The sequence below is a fragment of the Rhizobium sp. BK379 genome (assembly GCF_014193955.1).
GTDB lineage: Bacteria > Pseudomonadota > Alphaproteobacteria > Rhizobiales > Rhizobiaceae > Rhizobium.
The window spans coordinates 239,366-258,724 of record NZ_JACIAD010000001.1 but is presented as its reverse complement, the minus strand read 5'-3'; the positions used below and the strand labels follow the sequence as shown (position 1 = coordinate 258,724).

At 60.7% G+C, this 19,359-nt stretch carries 18 protein-coding genes and 1 tRNA gene; 9 read left to right on the top strand and 10 right to left on the bottom strand.

The features are described 5' to 3' along the window. Positions 1-2: 2 nt before the first annotated feature. From FHT93_RS01410 to FHT93_RS01400, 3 genes are all read right to left on the bottom strand, one after another. On the bottom strand, positions 3-860 hold the full coding sequence (locus tag FHT93_RS01410) for a carbohydrate ABC transporter permease (protein WP_112547187.1): 858 nt from the start codon (positions 858-860) through the stop codon (positions 3-5). Beyond that, positions 857-1,729, bottom strand: coding sequence for a sugar ABC transporter permease (locus FHT93_RS01405; RefSeq protein WP_162710215.1), 873 nt, complete (start codon positions 1,727-1,729; stop codon positions 857-859). The genes FHT93_RS01410 and FHT93_RS01405 overlap by 4 nt, the downstream gene beginning before the upstream one ends. A gap of 84 nt (positions 1,730-1,813) precedes the next feature. After that, positions 1,814-3,070 (bottom strand): extracellular solute-binding protein, encoded by a 1,257-nt coding sequence (locus FHT93_RS01400; protein WP_113013638.1) that lies wholly within the window; start codon positions 3,068-3,070, stop codon positions 1,814-1,816. A 262-nt stretch (positions 3,071-3,332) separates the two neighbouring features. On the opposite strand from FHT93_RS01400, the gene FHT93_RS01395 reads away from it, so the two are divergent. The 5 genes from FHT93_RS01395 to FHT93_RS01375 all read left to right on the top strand — a co-directional run bounded on the left by FHT93_RS01395 (position 3,333) and on the right by FHT93_RS01375 (position 8,465). Next, positions 3,333-4,550: an ROK family protein gene (locus FHT93_RS01395; protein ID WP_183845929.1), complete on the top strand. Its 1,218-nt coding sequence runs from the start codon at positions 3,333-3,335 to the stop codon at positions 4,548-4,550. 33 nt (positions 4,551-4,583) lie between these two features. Further along, positions 4,584-6,980, top strand: a complete 2,397-nt coding sequence (locus FHT93_RS01390) for a PIG-L family deacetylase (protein ID WP_183845928.1) — start codon at positions 4,584-4,586, stop codon at positions 6,978-6,980. A gap of 10 nt (positions 6,981-6,990) precedes the next feature. Continuing rightward, positions 6,991-7,857: a DMT family transporter gene (locus FHT93_RS01385; protein ID WP_113013635.1), complete on the top strand. Its 867-nt coding sequence runs from the start codon at positions 6,991-6,993 to the stop codon at positions 7,855-7,857. 212 nt (positions 7,858-8,069) lie between these two features. Further along, positions 8,070-8,145: transfer RNA gene (locus FHT93_RS01380), tRNA-Lys, on the top strand. Between the two features lie 50 nt (positions 8,146-8,195). Then, complete coding sequence (locus tag FHT93_RS01375) at positions 8,196-8,465, top strand: hypothetical protein (protein ID WP_112547181.1); 270 nt, start codon at positions 8,196-8,198, stop codon at positions 8,463-8,465. A 53-nt stretch (positions 8,466-8,518) separates the two neighbouring features. Here the strand turns inward: FHT93_RS01375 and FHT93_RS35470 are convergent, their stop codons facing one another. Next, positions 8,519-8,698, bottom strand: coding sequence for a hypothetical protein (locus FHT93_RS35470; RefSeq protein ID WP_112547180.1), 180 nt, complete (start codon positions 8,696-8,698; stop codon positions 8,519-8,521). 322 nt (positions 8,699-9,020) lie between these two features. On the opposite strand from FHT93_RS35470, the gene FHT93_RS01370 reads away from it, so the two are divergent. Together FHT93_RS01370 and FHT93_RS01365 are read left to right on the top strand one after the other, a co-directional pair. Further along, entirely contained in the window at positions 9,021-9,956 is a 936-nt protein-coding gene (locus FHT93_RS01370) for a flagellin (protein ID WP_112968438.1), read from the top strand. A 318-nt stretch (positions 9,957-10,274) separates the two neighbouring features. Further along, complete coding sequence (locus FHT93_RS01365; RefSeq protein WP_112547178.1) at positions 10,275-11,024, top strand: cytochrome c biogenesis CcdA family protein; 750 nt, start codon at positions 10,275-10,277, stop codon at positions 11,022-11,024. 31 nt (positions 11,025-11,055) lie between these two features. Here FHT93_RS01365 and FHT93_RS01360 read toward each other — a convergent pair whose 3' ends face one another. Genes FHT93_RS01360 through cysG form a run of 5 tightly spaced genes read right to left on the bottom strand, consistent with a single transcriptional unit; the run spans position 11,056 to position 16,263 of the window. After that, on the bottom strand, positions 11,056-12,267 hold the full coding sequence (locus FHT93_RS01360) for a UbiH/UbiF family hydroxylase (RefSeq protein WP_113013634.1): 1,212 nt from the start codon (positions 12,265-12,267) through the stop codon (positions 11,056-11,058). Positions 12,268-12,308: 41 nt separating this feature from the next. Continuing rightward, positions 12,309-12,821, bottom strand: a complete 513-nt coding sequence (locus tag FHT93_RS01355; RefSeq protein WP_112547233.1) for a DUF934 domain-containing protein — start codon at positions 12,819-12,821, stop codon at positions 12,309-12,311. A 10-nt stretch (positions 12,822-12,831) separates the two neighbouring features. Beyond that, positions 12,832-14,502 carry a nitrite/sulfite reductase gene (locus FHT93_RS01350; protein WP_183845927.1) on the bottom strand — a complete coding sequence of 557 codons (1,671 nt, stop codon included), beginning with the start codon at positions 14,500-14,502 and terminating at the stop codon, positions 12,832-12,834. Between the two features lie 8 nt (positions 14,503-14,510). Further along, positions 14,511-14,825: a DUF2849 domain-containing protein gene (locus FHT93_RS01345; protein ID WP_112547175.1), complete on the bottom strand. Its 315-nt coding sequence runs from the start codon at positions 14,823-14,825 to the stop codon at positions 14,511-14,513. Position 14,826: 1 nt separating this feature from the next. Further along, entirely contained in the window at positions 14,827-16,263 is a 1,437-nt protein-coding gene (gene cysG / locus FHT93_RS01340; protein ID WP_183845926.1) for a siroheme synthase CysG, read from the bottom strand. Between the two features lie 300 nt (positions 16,264-16,563). Here cysG and FHT93_RS01335 point away from each other — a divergent pair, with 300 nt between their 5' ends. Together FHT93_RS01335 and mazG are read left to right on the top strand one after the other, a co-directional pair. Next, on the top strand, positions 16,564-17,151 hold the full coding sequence (locus FHT93_RS01335) for a nucleoside deaminase (protein ID WP_113117113.1): 588 nt from the start codon (positions 16,564-16,566) through the stop codon (positions 17,149-17,151). Between the two features lie 6 nt (positions 17,152-17,157). After that, complete coding sequence (gene mazG, locus FHT93_RS01330) at positions 17,158-18,003, top strand: nucleoside triphosphate pyrophosphohydrolase (RefSeq protein ID WP_183845925.1); 846 nt, start codon at positions 17,158-17,160, stop codon at positions 18,001-18,003. Positions 18,004-18,021: 18 nt separating this feature from the next. Here mazG and hflX read toward each other — a convergent pair whose 3' ends face one another. Continuing rightward, complete coding sequence (gene hflX / locus FHT93_RS01325; RefSeq protein WP_113013629.1) at positions 18,022-19,347, bottom strand: GTPase HflX; 1,326 nt, start codon at positions 19,345-19,347, stop codon at positions 18,022-18,024. Between the last annotated feature and the right edge of the window lie 12 nt (positions 19,348-19,359).

Here is a 19,359-nt window from a genome sequence, read left to right as displayed (position 1 = left end):
TCTTATCCCTTCAGACCGGCCAGCATGACGCCGCGCACGATGTAGCGCTGCAGCACCAGGAAGACGAGCAGCGTCGGCAATGTCGCGAGTGCCGCACCGGTCATGATCATTTCCCATTGAATGGATTGCTCGACGGCAAAGCTGGAGAGGCCGACCGGCAGCGTGTAGAGTTCGCGGCTGGTGGTGACGATCAGCGGCCAGAAGAAGGCCGTCCAGTTGCCGAGGAAGGTGAAGATGGCGAGCGCCGAGAGTGCCGGGGTGACGAGCGGCATCGCCACTTTCCACCAGATCTGGAATTCGTTCAGGCCGTCGATGCGGGCAGCCTCGAGGAAATCGTTCGGGACCGTCTCGAAGAACTGCTTCATCAGGAAGGTGCCGAAAGCGGTCATCATGCCCGGGAACATGATGCCCCAGTAGCTGTCGAGCCAGCCGAGCTGCGCCGACATCAGATACCAGGGGATGACAAGCATTTCCGTGGGAATCATCAGGGTCGAGAGGATCGCGAGGAAGATCAGGTAGCGGCCGCGGAATTCGAACTTGGCGAGCGTATAGCCGACAAGGCTGTCGAAGAAGACGTTCGAGAGCGTCACCGTGCAGGCGACGATCGTCGAATTCAGGAACCAGCGCATGAAGCGGCCGTCAGAGAGGACGGTGATGTAGTTCTGCAGCGTCGGCTCGGCAGGGATGAGGCGCAGGTCGTAGACTTGGCCTGCCGTCTTCAGCGAGGTCGAAAACATGAAGAGCAGCGGCGAGACCATGATGAGGCCGCCGATGAAAAGCAGCGTCCACGTGATAATGGCGCCCGGGCGGATATTGGCTTTCGGCAAGGGTGCCGCGGTGTTCGTGGTCACGGCACTCATTTGCGTTCCCTCAGTATCCAGAGCTGCAGCAGGGAGACGCAGAGCAGGATTGCGAAGAGCACGACGGTCTGCGCAGCTGCATAACCCATGTTGTAGGATGAAAAGGCCGTCTGATAGATCATGAGAACCAGTGGCTTGGTCGATCCGAGCGGGCCACCGGGATCGTTGGTCGTCATGTTGTAGACCTGGTCGAAGATGCGCAGGAAGCCGATCGAAGAAAAGACGACGAGGAAGACGGTCGTCGGCTTCAGGAGCGGCAGCGTGATCTTCCAGAGGATCGGCCATTCGCCGAGACCGTCGATCTTCGCGGCCTCATAGAATGTGTTCGGGATGGCGCGAAGGCCGGCCATGAAGATGATGATCTGGAAGCCGAGGCCGGCCCAAATGGAGGTCACCATGATCGACGGCAGCGCCTGATCTACGGAGCGGATGAACTGCTGCTGCGGCAGGCCGATCATGCCGAGCACGTCGTTGATGACTCCGATCGGGGCCGGCTGATAGAACCAGCGCCAGACCCAGGCCATGGCGGCCGCCGTCGTCAGGAACGGCAGGAAATAGAGTGCGCGGATCAGGCCGTGCAGGAAACGCACGCGATCCAGAAAGAAGGCCACGACGAAAGAGATAATCAGGCTCAGCGGCGTGCCGATGATGAGATAGGTGAAAGTATTGCGGAAAACCTTCCAGAACTGCGGGTCGTTATAGAGCTTCACATAATTGGCGACGCCGATGAATTTCGGCGGTTTCATCAGATTCCAATTGGTGAACGACAGGTAGAAGGCCTGCAGCGTCGGATAAAAGCGGATCACGCAGTAAAACAGGATCGGCAGGGCCAGGAATGTCCAGACCCAGACAAGGCGTTTCTGGCGCATCGTCAGCCGATCCCAGAACGATCCGGCGGGACGGCTGATAGCCGCCCCTTCCGTATTCGCGGGTGCGGAACTCATGGCCGTCCCTTATTTGCTCTTTGCGTTGTCGATGATTTCCTGCTCGGCGGTTGCGGCCTGAGCAAGGGAATCCTCGGGCGACTGGCCCTCAAGCAGAACGCGGTTGACCATATCGATGGCGTTCTGGCGCTGACCGGCTTCATCCACGAAGAGCGAAGTGTGCGAATAAGCGAGTGCCTTCAGGAACGGCGCATAGATCGGGTTCTTGAGGTTTTCGTCGGTGAGAGCAGCCTCGCGACGAGCCGGAAGTTCGCCAACCGTGCCGAGCCAGATCTTCATGGCTTCCGGCGAGGTGACGTAAGCGAGGAACTTCTTGGAGGCTTCAAGCTTTTCGCCGGAGACCTTGGCGCCGATGCCGTTGGCGAAATAGCTCGCATAGTTGGAGCGCAGGCCGTCAGCGTTGGCGGGAAGCTCGGTGACGCCCCATTCGAAGTCCTTGATGCTGCCGAAGGAGCCGAGGCGGAAGGTGCCGTCGATCGTCATCGCCGCCTTGCCGCCGCGGAAGGCTGCCTGGCCCTCATCCATGAAGCCGGTCTGACCGACCTTCTTTTCAGTCTGCAGGCTGGTGTAGAATTTCAGCGCCTTGATGCCGGCATCGCTGTTGTAGGTGACCTTGGAATAGTCAGCAGTATAGGGCTCGCCGCCAAACTGGCGGATCAGTACCTCACGCCACCACTGGTGATCCTGGCCGCCCATATCGAGCGTCGTGCCTTCGACGGCAATGTTGCCGGCGGCGTCGCGCTTGACGGTCTTTTCAGCGGCGGCGACGAATTCATCGACCGTCTGCGGCGGCTTGTTCGGGTCTAGGCCTGCTTCCTGGAAGAGCTTCTTGTTGTAGAAGAGCGCCAGCGAGCGTACGGCGGTCGGCAGGCCGTAATAATCGTCGCCACGCTTCATCGCCGTCACGATCGGGAAGAAGTCCTTCTCGATCTGGTCATGCGGGAAAGCGTCTGTCGGCAGCGGCTGCAGCAGGCCGCCGGCGATGAACTGGTCGAGCCAGCCATAGAAGAGCTGCATCACGTCAGGGCCGTTACCGGCGAGATTGGCGGCAACGACGCGTGTCTGGTAATCGGCATAGGGGAAGGTCGTCTGCTTGACGGTGATGTCGGGATTGGCCTTCTCGAAATTGGCGATCAGCTGGTCCATCGCCTTGACGCGCGTATCATAGACATACTGCCAATATTCGATTTCGACCGCCTGGGCGCTGTTGACCGCAACCATGCTGATGCCGGCAAACAGGCCAGCCAATAAGATTCCGCGACGCATAATCTATTCCTCCATTGCCCGAGCCGGCATCCTTCCGCTCGCGCTCATCTGGTTCCCCAGGGCATCCCGCACATCGGCAGCGCCCCGATTTGATTGGCTCGGAAAGATGGAACTGAGGCTCCTCTTCCTCGGCATCGCACTGCGACCCTTTCAGGCTGGTTCGTATGGGAGGCTTTGTCAATAAGATAATTTAGTTTAATTATTCTATTGCCCACTTGATGATATCGGCGCTATCCATACCGGCAGAGACGAGGGCGGAGAGATGACACGGCAATCCGGCAAGCAGCAGATCGCGATGGGCAAGAACCCCGAGCGCAGCCGCGACCACAATCGTCGTGTCGTGCTCGATGTCGTGCGCATGCATGGATCGCTTGGCCGCATGCATATCGCCAAGCTGACACACCTGACCGCGCAGGCCGTCGCCAACATCGTTGACGAACTCGTCGACGAACAGCTGCTGATGGAGATTGGCCGGCTGCGCTCCGGCCGCGGCCAACCACCGATCCAGTTTGCCGTCAATCCTGACGGAGCGGTGACGATCGGCGTCGAAATCGCCGCCGACCATATGGTGACGACAGTGCTCGATCTCTCGGGAAAAGTCCGTTCCGAAACGATCATGCCGGTTGTGAATACCAACCCGGAACATATCGTCCCGCTCTTTGCCGGTGAAGTGAAGAAGGTGCGCAAGCGTTTCCCGTCGAAGCTTCTCGGCATCGGCGTGGTCATGCCCGGCCCTTTCGAAATCGAAGGCATGAGCTCGGTCGGCCCCACCACACTGCCCGGCTGGAGCAGCATCAATCCGGCCGCGATTCTGAGCGAAGCCAGCGGCGAGACCGTCATCGTCGAAAACGACGCGAATGCGGCGGCCGTCGGTGAAAGGCTGTTCGGTGCGGGCCGCGCTATCTCCAATTTCTGCATGATCTATTTCGGCGTCGGCGTCGGTCTCGGCCTTATCCATGACGGCGCGCCCTTCCGTGGTGCCTTTGGCAATGCCGGCGAAATCGGCCACGTCGTTGTCGCCCCGCGCGGCAAGCCCTGCCCTTGCGGCCAGCGCGGCTGCCTGGAGCGCTACGCCTCATTGCATGCACTGAAGGAGAAGCTCGCCGAGGCCGGCCATGAGAATACCGATTTTGCGGCCATCGAAGTGCTGCACCGGGAAGGCAATTCCGTCGTGAAGGAGTGGATCGCGGAGACCGCGGACTATCTTTCGCCGATGGTGGCAATGCTGGAAAACATTCTCGATCCGGAGACCGTCATCCTCGGCGGCGCCCTGCCCGACGCCATTATCGATGATATCGTCGCGGCCATGCAGACGCTTCCAGTCTCGGTCGCCAGCCGGCGGACGCGCGCGCTGCCGCGCGTCATTCGCGGCCAGACCGGCCAGTTGACGGCCGCACTCGGTGCCGCCGCCCTGCCGCTCTTCGAAGCCGTCACCCCCAAACTCGACATATCACCGACCGCCGCCGATAACGCAGCTTGAGCTGCGCCGCCGGTCTGCCCCAATGGAGGAACCATGCTGACCGACCGAGATCGTATTGAGAAACAGAAGCGGAGCCTTTCGCTGACGCGGCTGCACCGGGCACTCTCCCGCCTGACCTCGACCGTCACCATGATGAATACCGGCGCCCATCCCGATGATGAGCATAACGGCCTGCTCGCCTATCTGCGCCTCGGCCTCGGCATGCGCGTCGTCGTCGCCTGCTCGACCCGCGGCGAAGGCGGGCAGAATGCACTTGGTCCGGAGCGGCTCGGCGCGCTCGGCATCCTGCGCAGTCGGGAAATGGAAGAGGCAGCCCGGGAACTCGACGCCGATATCCATTGGCTCGGCCACGGCCCCGAAGATCCAATCCATGATTTCGGATTCTCGAAAAACGGTGACCGGACCTTCGACCGCTGGGGCGAAAAGCGGATCGTCGAGCGGCTGGTCCGCGCCTATCGCCAGGAACGTCCCGATATCGTGCTGCCGACCTTCCTCGACGTGCCAGGACAGCATGGACACCATCGCGCCATGACGCGGGCGGCGGAGACCGCCATCGGCCTTGCCGCCGATCCCGCCGCCTTTCCGGAACATTTCGAAGAAGGCCTGACACCCTGGCAAGTAGCCAAATTCTACCTGCCTGCGTGGTCGGGCGGCGGTGACACCTATGACGACGAAGTTCCGCCACCAGCCACGACATTGCCGCTCACTGTCGCGAGTTTCGAGCCAGTCAGCGGGGTCAGTTATGGTCATATCGGGGAGTGGTCGCGCTACTACCATGCCTCTCAGGGCATGGGCCGCTGGCGTGATATCGGCCACAATAGTTGGCCACTGCACTTAAAGCTCAGTGCCGAAGGCACAGTGGCAGAAAGCGTTATCCTCGATTCGCTTCCCTCGAGACTGGCTGATCTCGCGCGCGAAACGGACTTGCCGCAGGGTGTCGTCGATGCGCTGATGCGGGCGGATGGCGCGATCGGCAAGGCGATCGAACGTTTTCCGGAACGATCCGCCATCGTGAATGCGTTGCTGCAAGCGGCGCGTGAGATCGAAAAGGCACTCGAACAAGCACCCGAGGCATTCCGCAGTGCTCACGAGCATCGCCTGCGGCGAATGCTTGTCGAAATCGATGCAGCCCTTTGCGAGGCCGAGCAGGTCTTCGTTCGCGCCGTTGCCGAGCCGGCCGAGCTTTCGCCTGGCGCGATCGGCACGCTCACTCTTCATCTCAGCGGCAATGCCGGCGCTGCAGTCGTCAATGCCGATGCAAGATTGCCGGAAGGCATTTCGGCAAGCCTCAAAGAAACCTCCCCGCTGCGAATCGCCTATGAGCTGACGTCGACGGCGGACGCGCCGCTGACCCGGCAGTATCAGCCGGGATGGTCGAGCCTCGGCGGCAATGGCAATGCTTCCGTCGATATCAGGGCGCAGATCGGCGGCCGTTCGGTCACAGTGGCCGTCGATCTCGAAGAGCCGCTCGTTATCGCCCCACGGCACTCGCTGACCCTTCAGCCCAATGCCTTCATCATTCCGGTAGAAAGCGATGGGCGGAAGCTGACCATGAAGGCTGCATCAACGGGGCATGTCGGCCTTTCCACGCCGCCCGGCTGGACAATCAGCCAGGCTGATGGCGCGACCACCCTTTCAGCTCCTGATGCCATAACACCCGGCCTCGTCACCATCACGCCGCTCGTGGACGGGCAACCGGCCATGCGCATCTCGCCGATCGCCTATCCGCATATCGGCCATACGAGCTTCCGCGAACCGGAACTGCTGCGGGTTCTGGCCCTCGACCTCAAACTGCCTGAAGGCGCCAAAATCGGCTATGTCGGCGGCGGCGCAGATCGCGTCGGCCTGTGGCTTGGTCGCATGGGGCTCGACGTCACCGAACTCGATGCTCAGGCTTTGTCAGGCGATCTTTCGCACTTCACGACCATCGTCGTCGGCATCTTCGCCTTCGGCATCCGCAAGGATCTCGCGGCCGCAACTGCCCGCCTGCATCGCTTCGTCGAAGAGGGCGGCCACCTGCTGACGCTCTATCACCGCCCTGTTGATGGCTGGCAGCCGGATGCGACGCCACCGAAACGGATCGACATCGGTTCGCCCTCCGTCCGCTGGCGCGTGACCGATCCGACGGCAGAGGTGACTGTGCTGGAGCCTGACCATCCGCTGCTGCGCGGTCCGAACAAAATCACATCGGCAGACTGGAATGGCTGGGACAAAGAGCGGGGCCTTTATTTCGCTGCCCGCTGGGACGACGCCTATGTGCCGCTGCTTGCCATGCATGACCCTGAAGAGCAGCCGCTCAAGGGTGCCTTGATATCAGCAGAGATCGGCAAGGGCCGGCATACACATACGAGCCTTGTGCTGCATCACCAGCTCGACAAGCTGACATCTGGCGCCTTTCGGCTGCTTGCCAATCTCGTGCAGCCCGCCTGAGGCACGCGAGATGGATGGCCTTGCCACAGCCAGGGATAGCCGTTTCGGCATTCTCTGGCTGCTTTCCGATACGACACTGGTGACGGGCATGACGGTGCTGGTCAAGATGCAGGGCGCATCCTACCCGGCCATCCAGCTTGTCTTCATTCGCGCACTGATCGGGCTGGTGCTTATTCTGCCGTTGATCTGGCGGCATCGCCGGCAGCTTGCCAATTCCAGAGATCCTTTGCGAAACATCATGCGCATCAGCTGCAATGCCGTCGCGCTGACAAGCAATTTCGTGGCGCTCACCATGCTGCCGCTGTTGCTCGTCAATGCGCTCGGCTTCACGCGGCCGCTCGTCTCCATGCTGATGGCAGTCATCATGCTTGGCGAAAAGGTCAGCCGCTGGCGGTGGGTCGGCGCGGTATTTGCCTTTGTCGGCGTGCTCATCATGCTGGCGCCGGATACGTTCGCCTGGAATCTCGGGCTGATTGCGGTGCTGTTGTCGATCATCTTCGGGGCACTGGCGACGATCCAGACACGGATGCTGCATTACGAGAACACGACCGTCATGATGGTCTTCTATACGGCGGGCCTGACCCTCATCACCTTCATTCCCGCACTCTTCGTCTGGCAACCCGTGCGCGGCGAAGACTGGCCTGCCCTGCTCGGAATCGGGCTTCTGGCACAGGTCGGGCAATTCTGTTTCCTTCGAGCCTATCAGATTGCGAGCGCCAGCCTGCTTGCGCCTTTCGGCTATCTGTCGATCGTCTTTGCGACGGCCAGCGGCTACATCTTCTTCGATGAAGTGCCCGATCTCCGCACATTCATCGGCATCGCCGTCATCATCGCAACCTTGCAGGCAGTCGCCTTTCTGGAACGCAGGCGGCGGTAGCGTCCCGCTCGGTCGATCGATCGTCCACGCCAATCGAGCGCCTGCATCAGATGCTCGAATGTCTGGACGCTGCAATACCGCCCTCTGACGATGGCATGCATCAAGAAATGTGCGCAATGCGTCCACAAGGAGATTTTTTCGGTTGACCGCGATAGGTCGCCTGCATATGTTCCGCGCACTTCCAGCCGGGGTGCTTCGCACTCGCGGAAAGGGAGAGCGTAGCTCAGCCGGTAGAGCAACTGACTTTTAATCAGTAGGTCTCGGGTTCGAACCCCGACGCTCTCACCATAGTCCTTTTGTTTCCCAACTGTACGCCGCGTGAGGGTGCTGGAAGTCAAATGCCGAAAACACCCAAAGAACCCAAACTCGAGCATTCCGACTTTTCCGGCGAATTCGAAGACGGCGGAGTGACCGTGCTGGTCGACATATATCGGCCGGCTGGCACCAATGGCGATTGGACGCTCGAGGTCATCTCACAGACGGAAGTCGTGACGACCTGGGAAGACAAGTTCGCGACAGATCTGGATGCTTGGGAAGAATTCCTGGCCACCGCAGAACGCGATGGCGTGCAGAGCTTTCTCGATGAGGATGAGCCGCAGCTGCATTGACGGGATACTGCCAGGCACAATCCTGGCAGCTTGACGCCCCGACTCACTCACTCTCAATAGCTGCAGGAGCGTCCATCATTCGGCCTGAAACCGTCCCGGCAGGCAAGGTTCATCGAATCTCCAGGCACGTAGCCGGAGGCGGAGCCATAAGAATTCGGGGGCGTCGCGCATGCCGTCAGCACGGAAATGCCAATCAGCGCGCCAACTGCCACAAATGCCCGAAACCTGCTCATCAATATTTCTCCTCTTGGATTCTCTCGCGATAATCTATCACGCGGTCACAACAACGGAATGGCCTTATGCCGGAAAAGGCTTACAGCCCATTTCCACCTGACTGATTCGCGTGGCTATCCCTATTCGGAATCGCACGGCCCTCCAATCGCGGCCGCCTCGGCATTGCAACTTCTAGCTTTACGTTATTAGCAATGTATTAGCCATCATGGCGTTTAACAGACGTACGAACGGCCCGATGCCTTTGCGAGTCGGAGCATGATGCTGAGTACCGTCGATCGGCAGGATGCCGGATAGGCCTTCCTCTTCTTTGGTGACGAGACGATGACCAGTATCCTGACGAACACTTCGGCAATGGCAGCGCTAAAAACGTTGCGCAGCATCAACAAGCAACTGGCTGAAACGCAGCAACGCCTGGCGACCGGCTATCGTATCAACAAGGCCTCCGATAATCCGGCCTACTGGTCGATCGCCACGACAATGCGTTCCGATGACAAGGCGCTTTCCGCCGTTCAGGATGCGCTGGGTCTCGGCGCTGCCAAACTCGATACAGCCTATGCCGCAATGGACAGCGCCATCAGCGTCGTCGACGAGATCAAGGCCAAGATCGTCGCCGCAACCGAAAAGGGTGTGGACAAGGCCAAGATCCAGGACGAAATCAGCCAGCTTCAATCCCAGCTCCTCAGCATTGCCCAGTCTGCCTCCTTTGCCGGCGAAAACTGGCTCGTCGGCGGCAACAGCACGAAGAATGTCATCTCTTCCTTCGTTCGCGATGCAAGCAATGGTGTCAGCGTCAAGACGACCGATTACGCTCTCGACAGCTCCACGAGCGGGAACGTCCTTTTTGGCCTCAATACAAGTGGCATGATTGACACATCGTCCGGCCTGCTTGGTTCATCCATCGTCGGTTCGTATGGCGGCGTTTCGATCACCATGCCCTCGATTTTTTCAATCGACGTCACCAACATGAGCCTTGGCGATCTGCAGGTGGCGCTCCAGGGCGTGGACCTAACGATCGGCAAGATGACGGATGCCGCTTCCAAGCTCGGTTCGATGCAGAAACGAATCGACATGCAGCAGAACTTCGTCAGCGATCTCCGCGATTCGATCCAGTCCGGCATTGGCCGCCTCGTCGATGCCAATATGGAAGAAGAGGCAACCAAGCTTGCGGCGCTTCAAACGCAACAGCAGCTCGCCATTCAGGCGCTATCGATCGCAAATGCATCGACGCAGAACATATTGATCCTATTCCGTCGTTAACAGGCAGGAGAGCACGCGGAAGGTCCGGCGCCAGCCTCGTATGGACGCAGACCGGACCTCCCGGCATTTGCAGTGGGGTGCCTGCAAATGCCGCGCAATACCAGCAGTCACGTCTGAGTCGATCTACTCAGAGAGCCAATGATGGTTTGCGCGCGGTTAATATCCACGCGCCTTGTCTCATGTTGGGATAATTGAAGCATCCCGCATGGCCTGCGGCAATGTGGAGATCCGTCCTGCTATGTCCGCGCAAAAAGGTGATTGGCAATCGCCCCGCCACGGCGCTAGGAACATCGCTCAGACTGCCGCCGGAGAGAATGCGTGTCGATTGCCGATATTTCCCTTTGGAGCGCGCTGCTTGCCGGAGCGCTTTCCTTCCTGTCGCCTTGCGTGCTTCCGCTCGTTCCACCCTACCTTTGTTATATGGCGGGCATTTCTGTCGAGCAGTTCCGTGGCGGCGGCGCGGTTGCTGCCGGGCCGGACGTGCGGCGCGGCGTGCTTTTCTCGGCGCTTTTCTTCACCCTCGGCTTTGCGACCGTCTTCGTGGCGCTTGGCGCCGGTGCATCGACGATCGGCATGGTGCTGCGCCAGCACCTCGACCTGCTCGCAAAGATCGGCGGCCTGATCATCATCGTCATGGGATTGAATTTTCTGGGGCTTTTCCGAATCGGCCTTCTGGCGCGCGAGGCCCGCTTTCAGGGTAATGGCAAGCCGGCGACCCTGACAGGCGCCTATATCATGGGCCTTGCCTTCGCCTTCGGCTGGACGCCGTGCATCGGGCCGGTGCTCGGGGCGATCCTTGGGGTTGCGGCATCGCGCGAAACGGTTGGCTCAGGTGCGGGTTTGCTCGCCGTCTATTCGCTCGGCCTTGCCGTGCCCTTCTGGATTGCCGCCGGCTTTTCAGGCGCGTTCATGCGCTTCCTGTCGCGCTTCCGCCGGCACCTTGGCACGGTGGAGAAGATCATGGGCGTCTTCCTCGTGCTGACCGGCCTCGCCTTTCTGCTCGGCTGGGTCAGCAACGTGGCGATATGGTTTCAACAGAGCTTTCCGATCCTGATGCAAATCGGCTGAGCAAAGACGCTCTGGCCGATTGCAATGGAATTCAGGCTTTCTTCCGCTTCAACCGTTCCTTGATCGCATCCGGGATATCGCGGAAGCCGCGCCCCGGCTCGATGCCTTCGCGCATGACGATATTGCGCAAGGGCGGGATGGCCGACAGGACATGCAGCCCTGCGGCGCGCAGCACCTGTACCGGCAGGAAATCAGAGAGAAGCGAACGATTGAGGAGATCGACGCTTGCGGTGCGCGTCATGATGTCGGCACGACGCTTGCGGTCGAAGCTGCTGCCGGCGTCGGCGGCGACAGGCAATTCCGCGCGGGCAGAGAGGAGATCGCTCAGCGCCATGATATCACGAAGGCTGAGATTGAGGCCCTGCGCGCCGATCGGCGGGAAGACATGTGCTGCCTCGCCGACCAGTGCTACGCGGCCCTTGCCGAAACGATGCGCCATCATGCCTGACAGAGGCCAGATCTGCGCACCTTCCTCGACAGTGACCTTGCCGAGTATGGATTGCATGCGCTCCTCCACGACATTGCCAAGCTCGGCCAGCGACAGCTCGATGCGGGCGGCGGCATCGGAGGGGTTCTGCACCCAGACGAGGCTGGAGCGATTGCCCGGCAGCGGTACCTGCGTGAAGGGGCCGTGCTCGGTGTGGAACTCTGTGGAGATATTCTGGTGCGGCAGCGTATGGGCGAAATTCAGCACCATGGCCGATTGCGGATAGGACCAGGTGCGGACATCGATGCCAACCGTTTCCCTGAGCTTCGACTTGCGGCCATCGGCGCCGACGGCGAAGTCGGCAACGATCTCTTCGCCGTCCGCGAGCGCGACCGTCACGGCGTCAGGAGCGACGCCGATCGTCTCGGCCATGCCGGTGAAACGGGTAATGTTGCCCTCCGCCGCAATCGCGGTTTCGAGCACATCCATCAGCGCCTTGTTCGGGAAGTTGTAGCCAAAGGCATCGAGCCCTACTTCGGCAGAGCGGAACGTCGTGGTCGGAGCACGCAGCAGGCGGTTTGTGCCGTCGATGATGCGCATGCTGCTAAGAGGTGCGGCTGCCGGACGAAGCTTCTCCCAGAGTGTGAGCCGATCCAGGAAGCGAATCGACTGGTCCATCAGTGCCGTGGTACGGCGGTCCTCCTTGGGAGCGGGAGGGGCGACCAGCGCCACATTGCGACCGCCGCGCGCCAGGGCGACTGCGGCGATCATGCCGGCGAGACCGCCGCCGATCACCGCCACTTCGAATTTGCTCATGCTATCGTTCCGTCATCAAGAAGACGGCAGAACCGGCAGCCTCAGGCGGCCGGCTTTGCCTGACGGCGCCAACTATAGCCCTTGCCGGCTTCGGCGTCACGCACCGCCGGCTGATAATGATGCGGAATGGACGGCAGGCGCTTTTCCGACAGGCGGCGGATCGCCGTCTCGTTGGTGACCGCGAAACTGTCGATGCCGACGCGCAGCATCAGCGGTACCTGGTCGATCAGCACATCGCCGACCGCACGCAGCTCGTTGGTGTAACCGAGGCGCTGGCGAAGAAGCGACGCATGGCTGAAGGCGCGGCCGTCGTTGAAGGCCGGAAATGCCACAGCCACAATCTCCAGGCGATACAGATAGGGCTCAAGCTTCAGCACGTCGTCAGCCGGCTTGATAACCACGCCGAGGCCAACATCGTTGCTTTCATCCGCCTTGGCGATCAGCTCGTCGAGCGTCAGCAGCGGCTTCTGGTCGCCTGATGCCTTGACCTCGTCGGTTTCGATCACCCACGGGTCGTTCTCGACAAAACCGCTCTCTCTCCAGATCTTCGTCATCATCCCCTCCTTATGCCGCTTCCTGGGCCGAACCGTAGAGCGCATCCTTGAAAGGCTGCGGACCGACGCGGCGATAGGCCGCGAGGAAGATTTCCGAAGGATCGAGGCGCAGGCCGAGATAGGTGTCGACGATCGTCTCTATGGCATCCGTCACCTTGTCCGGCTCGAAGCCGCGGCCGATGATTTCGCCGATCGAGGTATGCTCGTCGCCCGAACCGCCAAGCGTGATCTGGTAGAGTTCAGCGCCCTTCTTTTCAACACCCAGAAGACCGATATGGCCGACATGGTGGTGGCCGCAGGCGTTGATGCAGCCGGAGATCTTGATCTTCAGCTCACCGATCTCGGCCTGCCGGGCCGGATCGCCGAAGCGGCGGGAAATTTCCTGCGCAACCGGAATGGAGCGCGCATTGGCAAGTGCGCAATAGTCCAGCCCCGGACAGGCAATGATATCGGTGATCAGGCCGGCATTGGCTTCGGCGAGATCAATCGCAACGAGGCCACGATAGACGGCTTCGAGATCGGCGAGCGCCACATGCGGCAGGATGAGGTTCTGCTCATGGCTGACGCGGATTTCGTCCAAGGCATATTCCTCGGCGATATCGGCAATGGCATCCATCTGCGAGTCGGAGGCGTCGCCCGGGATTCCGCCGATCGGCTTCAACGAGATCGTCACCATGCCGTAATCGGGGTTCTTGTGCGGCTGGACATTCTGCTGCACCCAGCGGGCAAAAGCCGGATCGGCTTTCTTCCAGCGGGCAAGATTTTCCCAGCCCTCGGCACGCTGCGGCAGGGACGGCGGTGCGAAATAGGCAGTGATCGCTTGAACGTCCTGTTCAGGCAGCTTCAGCTCGCTATCCTTCAACTGGGCGAATTCGACCTCGACCTGACGGGCGAGTTCTTCGGCGCCGGTTTCGTGGACGAGAATCTTGATGCGGGCCTTGTACTTGTTGTCGCGGCGACCATGCAGGTTATACACGCGCATTACGGCGGTCGTGTAGGACAGAAGATCCTCTTCCGGCAGGAAGTCGCGGATCAGCTTGGCGACCATCGGCGTGCGGCCCTGCCCGCCACCGACGTAGACGGCAAAGCCGATCTCGCCCTTGTCGTTCTTCTTGAGATGCAGGCCGATATCGTGGACCTGGATGGCTGCGCGGTCGCGCTCGGCGCCTGTTACCGCAATCTTGAACTTGCGCGGCAGGAAGGAGAATTCCGGATGGACGGAAGACCACTGGCGCAGGATTTCGGCATAGGGGCGCGGATCGGCGACTTCATCGGCGGCAGCACCGGCGAAGTGGTCGGCCGTCACGTTGCGGATGCAGTTGCCCGACGTCTGCATGGCGTGCATCTCGACCGTTGCGAGCTCGGCAAGAACGTCCGGCATGTCCGACAGCTTCGGCCAGTTGAACTGCAGGTTCTGGCGCGTGGTGAAATGGCCGTAACCGCGGTCATAGGTGCGGGCGATATGTGCGAGCATGCGCATCTGGCGCGAGCTCAGCGTGCCGTAGGGAATGGCAATACGCAGCATGTAGGCATGAAGCTGCAGGTAAACGCCGTTCATCAGGCGCAGCGGCTTGAATGCGTCCTCAGCCAGTTCGCCGGAAAGGCGGCGCTGGACCTGATCGCGAAACTGCTCGACGCGCTCGGCGACAAAGGCGTGGTCAAATTCGTCGTAACGGTACATCGTCTTCCTCAGACTGCAATGAATTCGGGATCGGCCGGCTTGTAGCCGGGCGCATATTCCATGGTCGGGCCCTGGGCGCGGATGCGCTCACGCAGGCGCAGCGGCCAGAGCTGGCCGTTGGTCTCCTGGACGTCGACGACGGCAACGTCGACGACCTTGTTGTCGGCGTAGGATTTCTTGCCGATCTCCTCAAGGGCAGCGACGGCTTCGGCATGGCGGGCAACGAGTGCCTCCTGCAACGAGGTCACCCACTCGCCGTTGGCGTTCAGCCAGACGGCGATGCCATCGCCCAGGCGGTTGGCGGTCAGAACCTTGTCTACCATGTCAGCTCCTTGCAAGTTCATCGAACCGGGCGCGTTCACGCACCAGAGGTTCGGACAGTTCGAAATTGGCGCCTGCGACAGCATCGCCGATAATGACCATGACCGGGCCAGTCAATTCGTCACGATGCTGCAGGTCGGGAAGATCGCGCAAAATGCCATGAAGCAGCCGGCGATCGGCACGGCTGGCATTCTCGATGACGGCAACCGTGGTTTCGGCGGGAATGCCTGCCTGCATCAGCTTCTCGGCAACGGAAGCTGCAACCGTGCTGCCCATATAGACGGCGATTGTGGCGCCCGATACGGCGAGGCTTGCCCAGTCCGGGAGCACGTCACCCGTCAGATCATGTCCGGTCGTGAAAACCAGCGAAGAGGCGACGCCGCGAAGCGTCAATGGCAGCTCGAAATCAGCGGCAGCGGCAAATGCCGAGGTGATGCCAGGCACGATCTCAAAGGAGATGCCGGCGGCACGCAGGGCGGCCATCTCTTCGCCTGCCCGGCCATAGACAAGCGGATCGCCGCTCTTCAGGCGTACGACGCGTTTGCCCTGGCGACCGAGATCGACCAAGAGATCATTGATCTCTTCCTGAGACTTCGAATGGCAGCCCTTGCGCTTGCCGACCGAAAGACGCTCCGCATCACGGCGACCCATATCGACGATCGCCTGCGGTACGAGCGCGTCATAGACGATGACATCGGCTTCCATCATCACGCGCTGCGCACGCAAGGTCAGGAGATCCTCGGCGCCCGGACCGGCGCCGACAAGCCAGACATGACCTTCGACGCGATCCAGCGAACGCAGCAGACCGTTGGCGGCGCGGCGAGCTTGCGGGATGTTGCCGTTGGCGACAGCATTGGCGACAGGGCCGGAGAAGAAGCGACGCCAAAAGATGCGACGGGAAACGCCGCGTGGAACGAGATGCTCAACCGTCTTGCGATAGTTCGTCGCCAGAGCCGCCAGACGCCCGAGCGAGGGTGACAGGAGCTGATCGATCTGGGCGCGGATCATCTGGGCGAGCACCGGCCCTGCCCCTTCCGTGCCGATCGCGACGGCAACGGGCGCGCGATTGACGAGAGCGGGGGTGAAGAAATCACAATAATCCGGCTGGTCGACGGCATTGGCCGGGATCTTGGCCGCGCGGGCCGCATCGACGATACGGCGATCCTGTTCCGCGTCGCCGGTTGCCGCAAACACCAGAGCAGCACCATCGACCTGGTCAGACGTAAAAGCTTCGCGGACGGTATCGATGCGGTTGGCAATCAGAAAAGCGTGGAAATCGGCTTCAGGGCGATCAGTATGCGCAACAATGCGCGCCTGCGTATTCAACAGCAGGCGAACCTTGGCGAATGCTTCGTCGCCATTGCCGAAAACGGCGGCGATCCGGCCTTCCACGCGAAAGAAGGCGGGAAATACCGAAAGCTGTTCAGTCCTGGGAGGCATTCTCAATCCACTTCGAAGTTGCCCGAATATGCATTCTCTGGACAAGCGAATGAAGAAACAGAATTCCAAAGGCCGGCCAGTCACGTATTCTTTTACCCGGTTGATCAGTGATTTGAGAAAACTCACCCGTGCGGCGCAAAAGCCACATATCCTGAGCGTGTCGATTAGGTTTTTCGCCGCGGACTGCGGGGCTGCACGGGAAGCGACGCCAATAAAGCCTGTGGCAAAGTCGCCCGCGAAACAGTTGCGCATTCCGCTTCATTCCGATGGACGGTAGGATAACACGAACAGGAGAATTTCATGCCGGAAAAGACAATCGCCTCCCGCCTGCTGCAGGTCATGGAAGAGAATATCCTGCCGATGACGGAACTTGGTGTCGCCACCGGCAACAAGGTCTTCGGGGCGGCTATCCTGCGCAAATCCGATCTTTCGCTCATTGTCGCCGAAACCAATAACGAGCTCGAAAACCCGCTCTGGCACGGCGAAGTGCACACGCTGAAGCGCTTCTACGAGCTCAACGACAAACCCGCGACGAAAGACCTGATCTTTCTCTCCACTCATGAACCCTGCACCATGTGCATGTCGGCGATCACGTGGGCCGGCTTCGATAATTTCTACTACTTCTTCAGCCACGAGGATTCGCGCGACAGCTTCGCGATCCCGCATGACCTGAAAATCCTGAAGGAGGTCTTCGGCCTTGAACCCGGCGGCTACCGGCGGCAGAACGCCTTCTGGAACAGCTTTGCGATCGCCGATCTCGTTGAGACCGAGGATGAACAGCTGAAAGCCGACCTCAAGCGGCAGACCGCACGGATCAAGTCCCGCTATGACGCCCTTTCCAACACCTATCAGGCAACCAAGAGTGCCAACGACATTCCGCTGAACTGAGAGACCATGGAACCTTCGAAAGACATTTCGCGCCTGATCGAAATCATGGCGGCACTTCGCAATCCCGAGACCGGCTGCCCGTGGGACGTCGAGCAGGATTTCGAGAGCATCAAACCCTATACGCTCGAAGAAGCCTATGAAGTTGCCGACGCGATCGAGCGCAAGGACATGGACGACCTCTGCGATGAACTTGGCGACCTGCTGCTGCAGGTGGTCTTTCATGCGCGCATGGCCGAGGAAGCCGGGGAATTCTCGTTCGGCGATGTCGTGGAAGCCATCACCCGCAAGATGATCCGCCGCCATCCGCATGTGTTTGCCCGTTCGGATGCCGACACGCCCGACGCCGTGAAGAAACAGTGGGACGAGATCAAGCAGGCAGAGAAGCGCGAGCGCGCCGAGCGCCGGGCGAGGCGCGGCATGACAGAAGATTTCAAGGCCGGCTTCCTCGGCTCGGTGCAACGCAGCTTTCCGGCGCTGACCGAAGCGCTGAAGCTACAAGAACGAGCGGCCAAGGTCGGCTTCGATTGGTCGGCGCCCGAACCGATCCTCGACAAAATCGAGGAGGAAGTCGATGAACTGCGTGTTGCACTGCGCGACGGCGACAAGTCAAAGGTCAGCGACGAACTCGGCGACCTGATCTTCGCTGTCGTCAATATCGGTCGGCATGTGAAGGCCGATCCGGAACAGGCACTGCGCGGAACGAACACGAAGTTCAGGCGCCGATTCAATCATATAGAGACGGTTCTTGATGCAGAAGGCGAGAGCTTGGAAGCAGCCAGCCTGGAGCGGATGGAAGAGATCTGGCAGGCGGCCAAGGCAATTGAGCGGGCTGTCGTAGCCGGGGCGGAGTGAAACTTCGCCCAAATGGGATTATCGCTCCCAGTCTTCCTTGGCGGGCTTCGCACCATTGCCGATGCGGCGCTCGAGTTCGGCGGCCTCCGTCTCGGACAGGCGGAGGTCCAGCGTCACGGAACCGTCCTCGTTGTCCTCGCGGCTGTCGACCACGGCATGGTCGTAGAGCCAGGGCAATAGCGCCAGCCTGTCGACAGGCAAGGTGACAGTCGTTTCCGTCATGACGCCGGATAGACGGCGGCTGATTTCATCCATAAGCCCGTCCACGCCCTCGCCGCTGATGGCGGAAACGGCAATGACATTCTTCATGCCGGAGGACTTCTGCACCATGGCATCATGGGCTTCGGGTTCGAGCCGGTCGATCTTGTTCCAGACCTCGAGAATGCGGCGTTCGCCTTCAGCCTCGTCGATACCGAGGTCATTCAGGATGCGCAGCACGTCAGCGCTCTGGGCCTGACTGTCGACGTCAGACATATCGCGCACATGGAGGATGAGATCGGCTTCCAGCACCTCTTCCAGCGTGGCGCGGAAGGCGGCGACCAGATGGGTCGGCAGATCGGAGATGAAGCCGACGGTATCGGACAGGATGACGGTGCGGCCATGCGGCAGCTTCATGCGGCGCAGTGTCGGGTCGAGCGTGGCGAAGAGCATGTCTTCAGCGAGGACCCCTGCTCCGGTAATGCGGTTGAACAGCGTCGACTTGCCGGCGTTGGTGTAACCGACGAGCGCCACGATCGGATGCGGCACCTTCCTGCGCTTGGCGCGATGTAGCTGGCGGGTGCGGACCACCTGCTCCAGCTCACGCTCAAGCTTGATGATGCGGTCCTGCAGCAGGCGCCGGTCGGCTTCGATCTGGGTTTCACCCGGACCACCCATGAAGCCGCCACCGCCACGTTGGCGTTCAAGGTGGGTCCAGCTTCGGACCAGGCGGCCCTTCTGATAGTTCAGATGCGCAAGATCGACCTGCAGCGTGCCTTCCTTGGTCGAGGCACGGCGGCCGAAGATTTCGAGGATCAGGCCCGTCCGGTCGATGACCTTGGCGTTCCATTCCTTTTCCAGATTCCGCTGCTGCACCGGCGTCAACGGGTGATCGACGATCACAAGACCGGAGTTGCGCTCGTCCAGTAGGTGTTTGATTTCCTCGATCTTGCCCGTTCCGAGAAGCGTAGCCGGGCGTGGATCGTTGACCGGCACGATCGAGCCATTGACGACGTCGAGATCGATTGCCTGCGCCAGGCCGGTCGCCTCGTCGAGACGGCTTTCCGGCGTTCGGGTCGATGCCGATTCGCTCTGCCCGCCGCGCGAGCGCGATTTGAGCACCGGCACAACGACGGTCGCGCGCATATCATCCCTGTG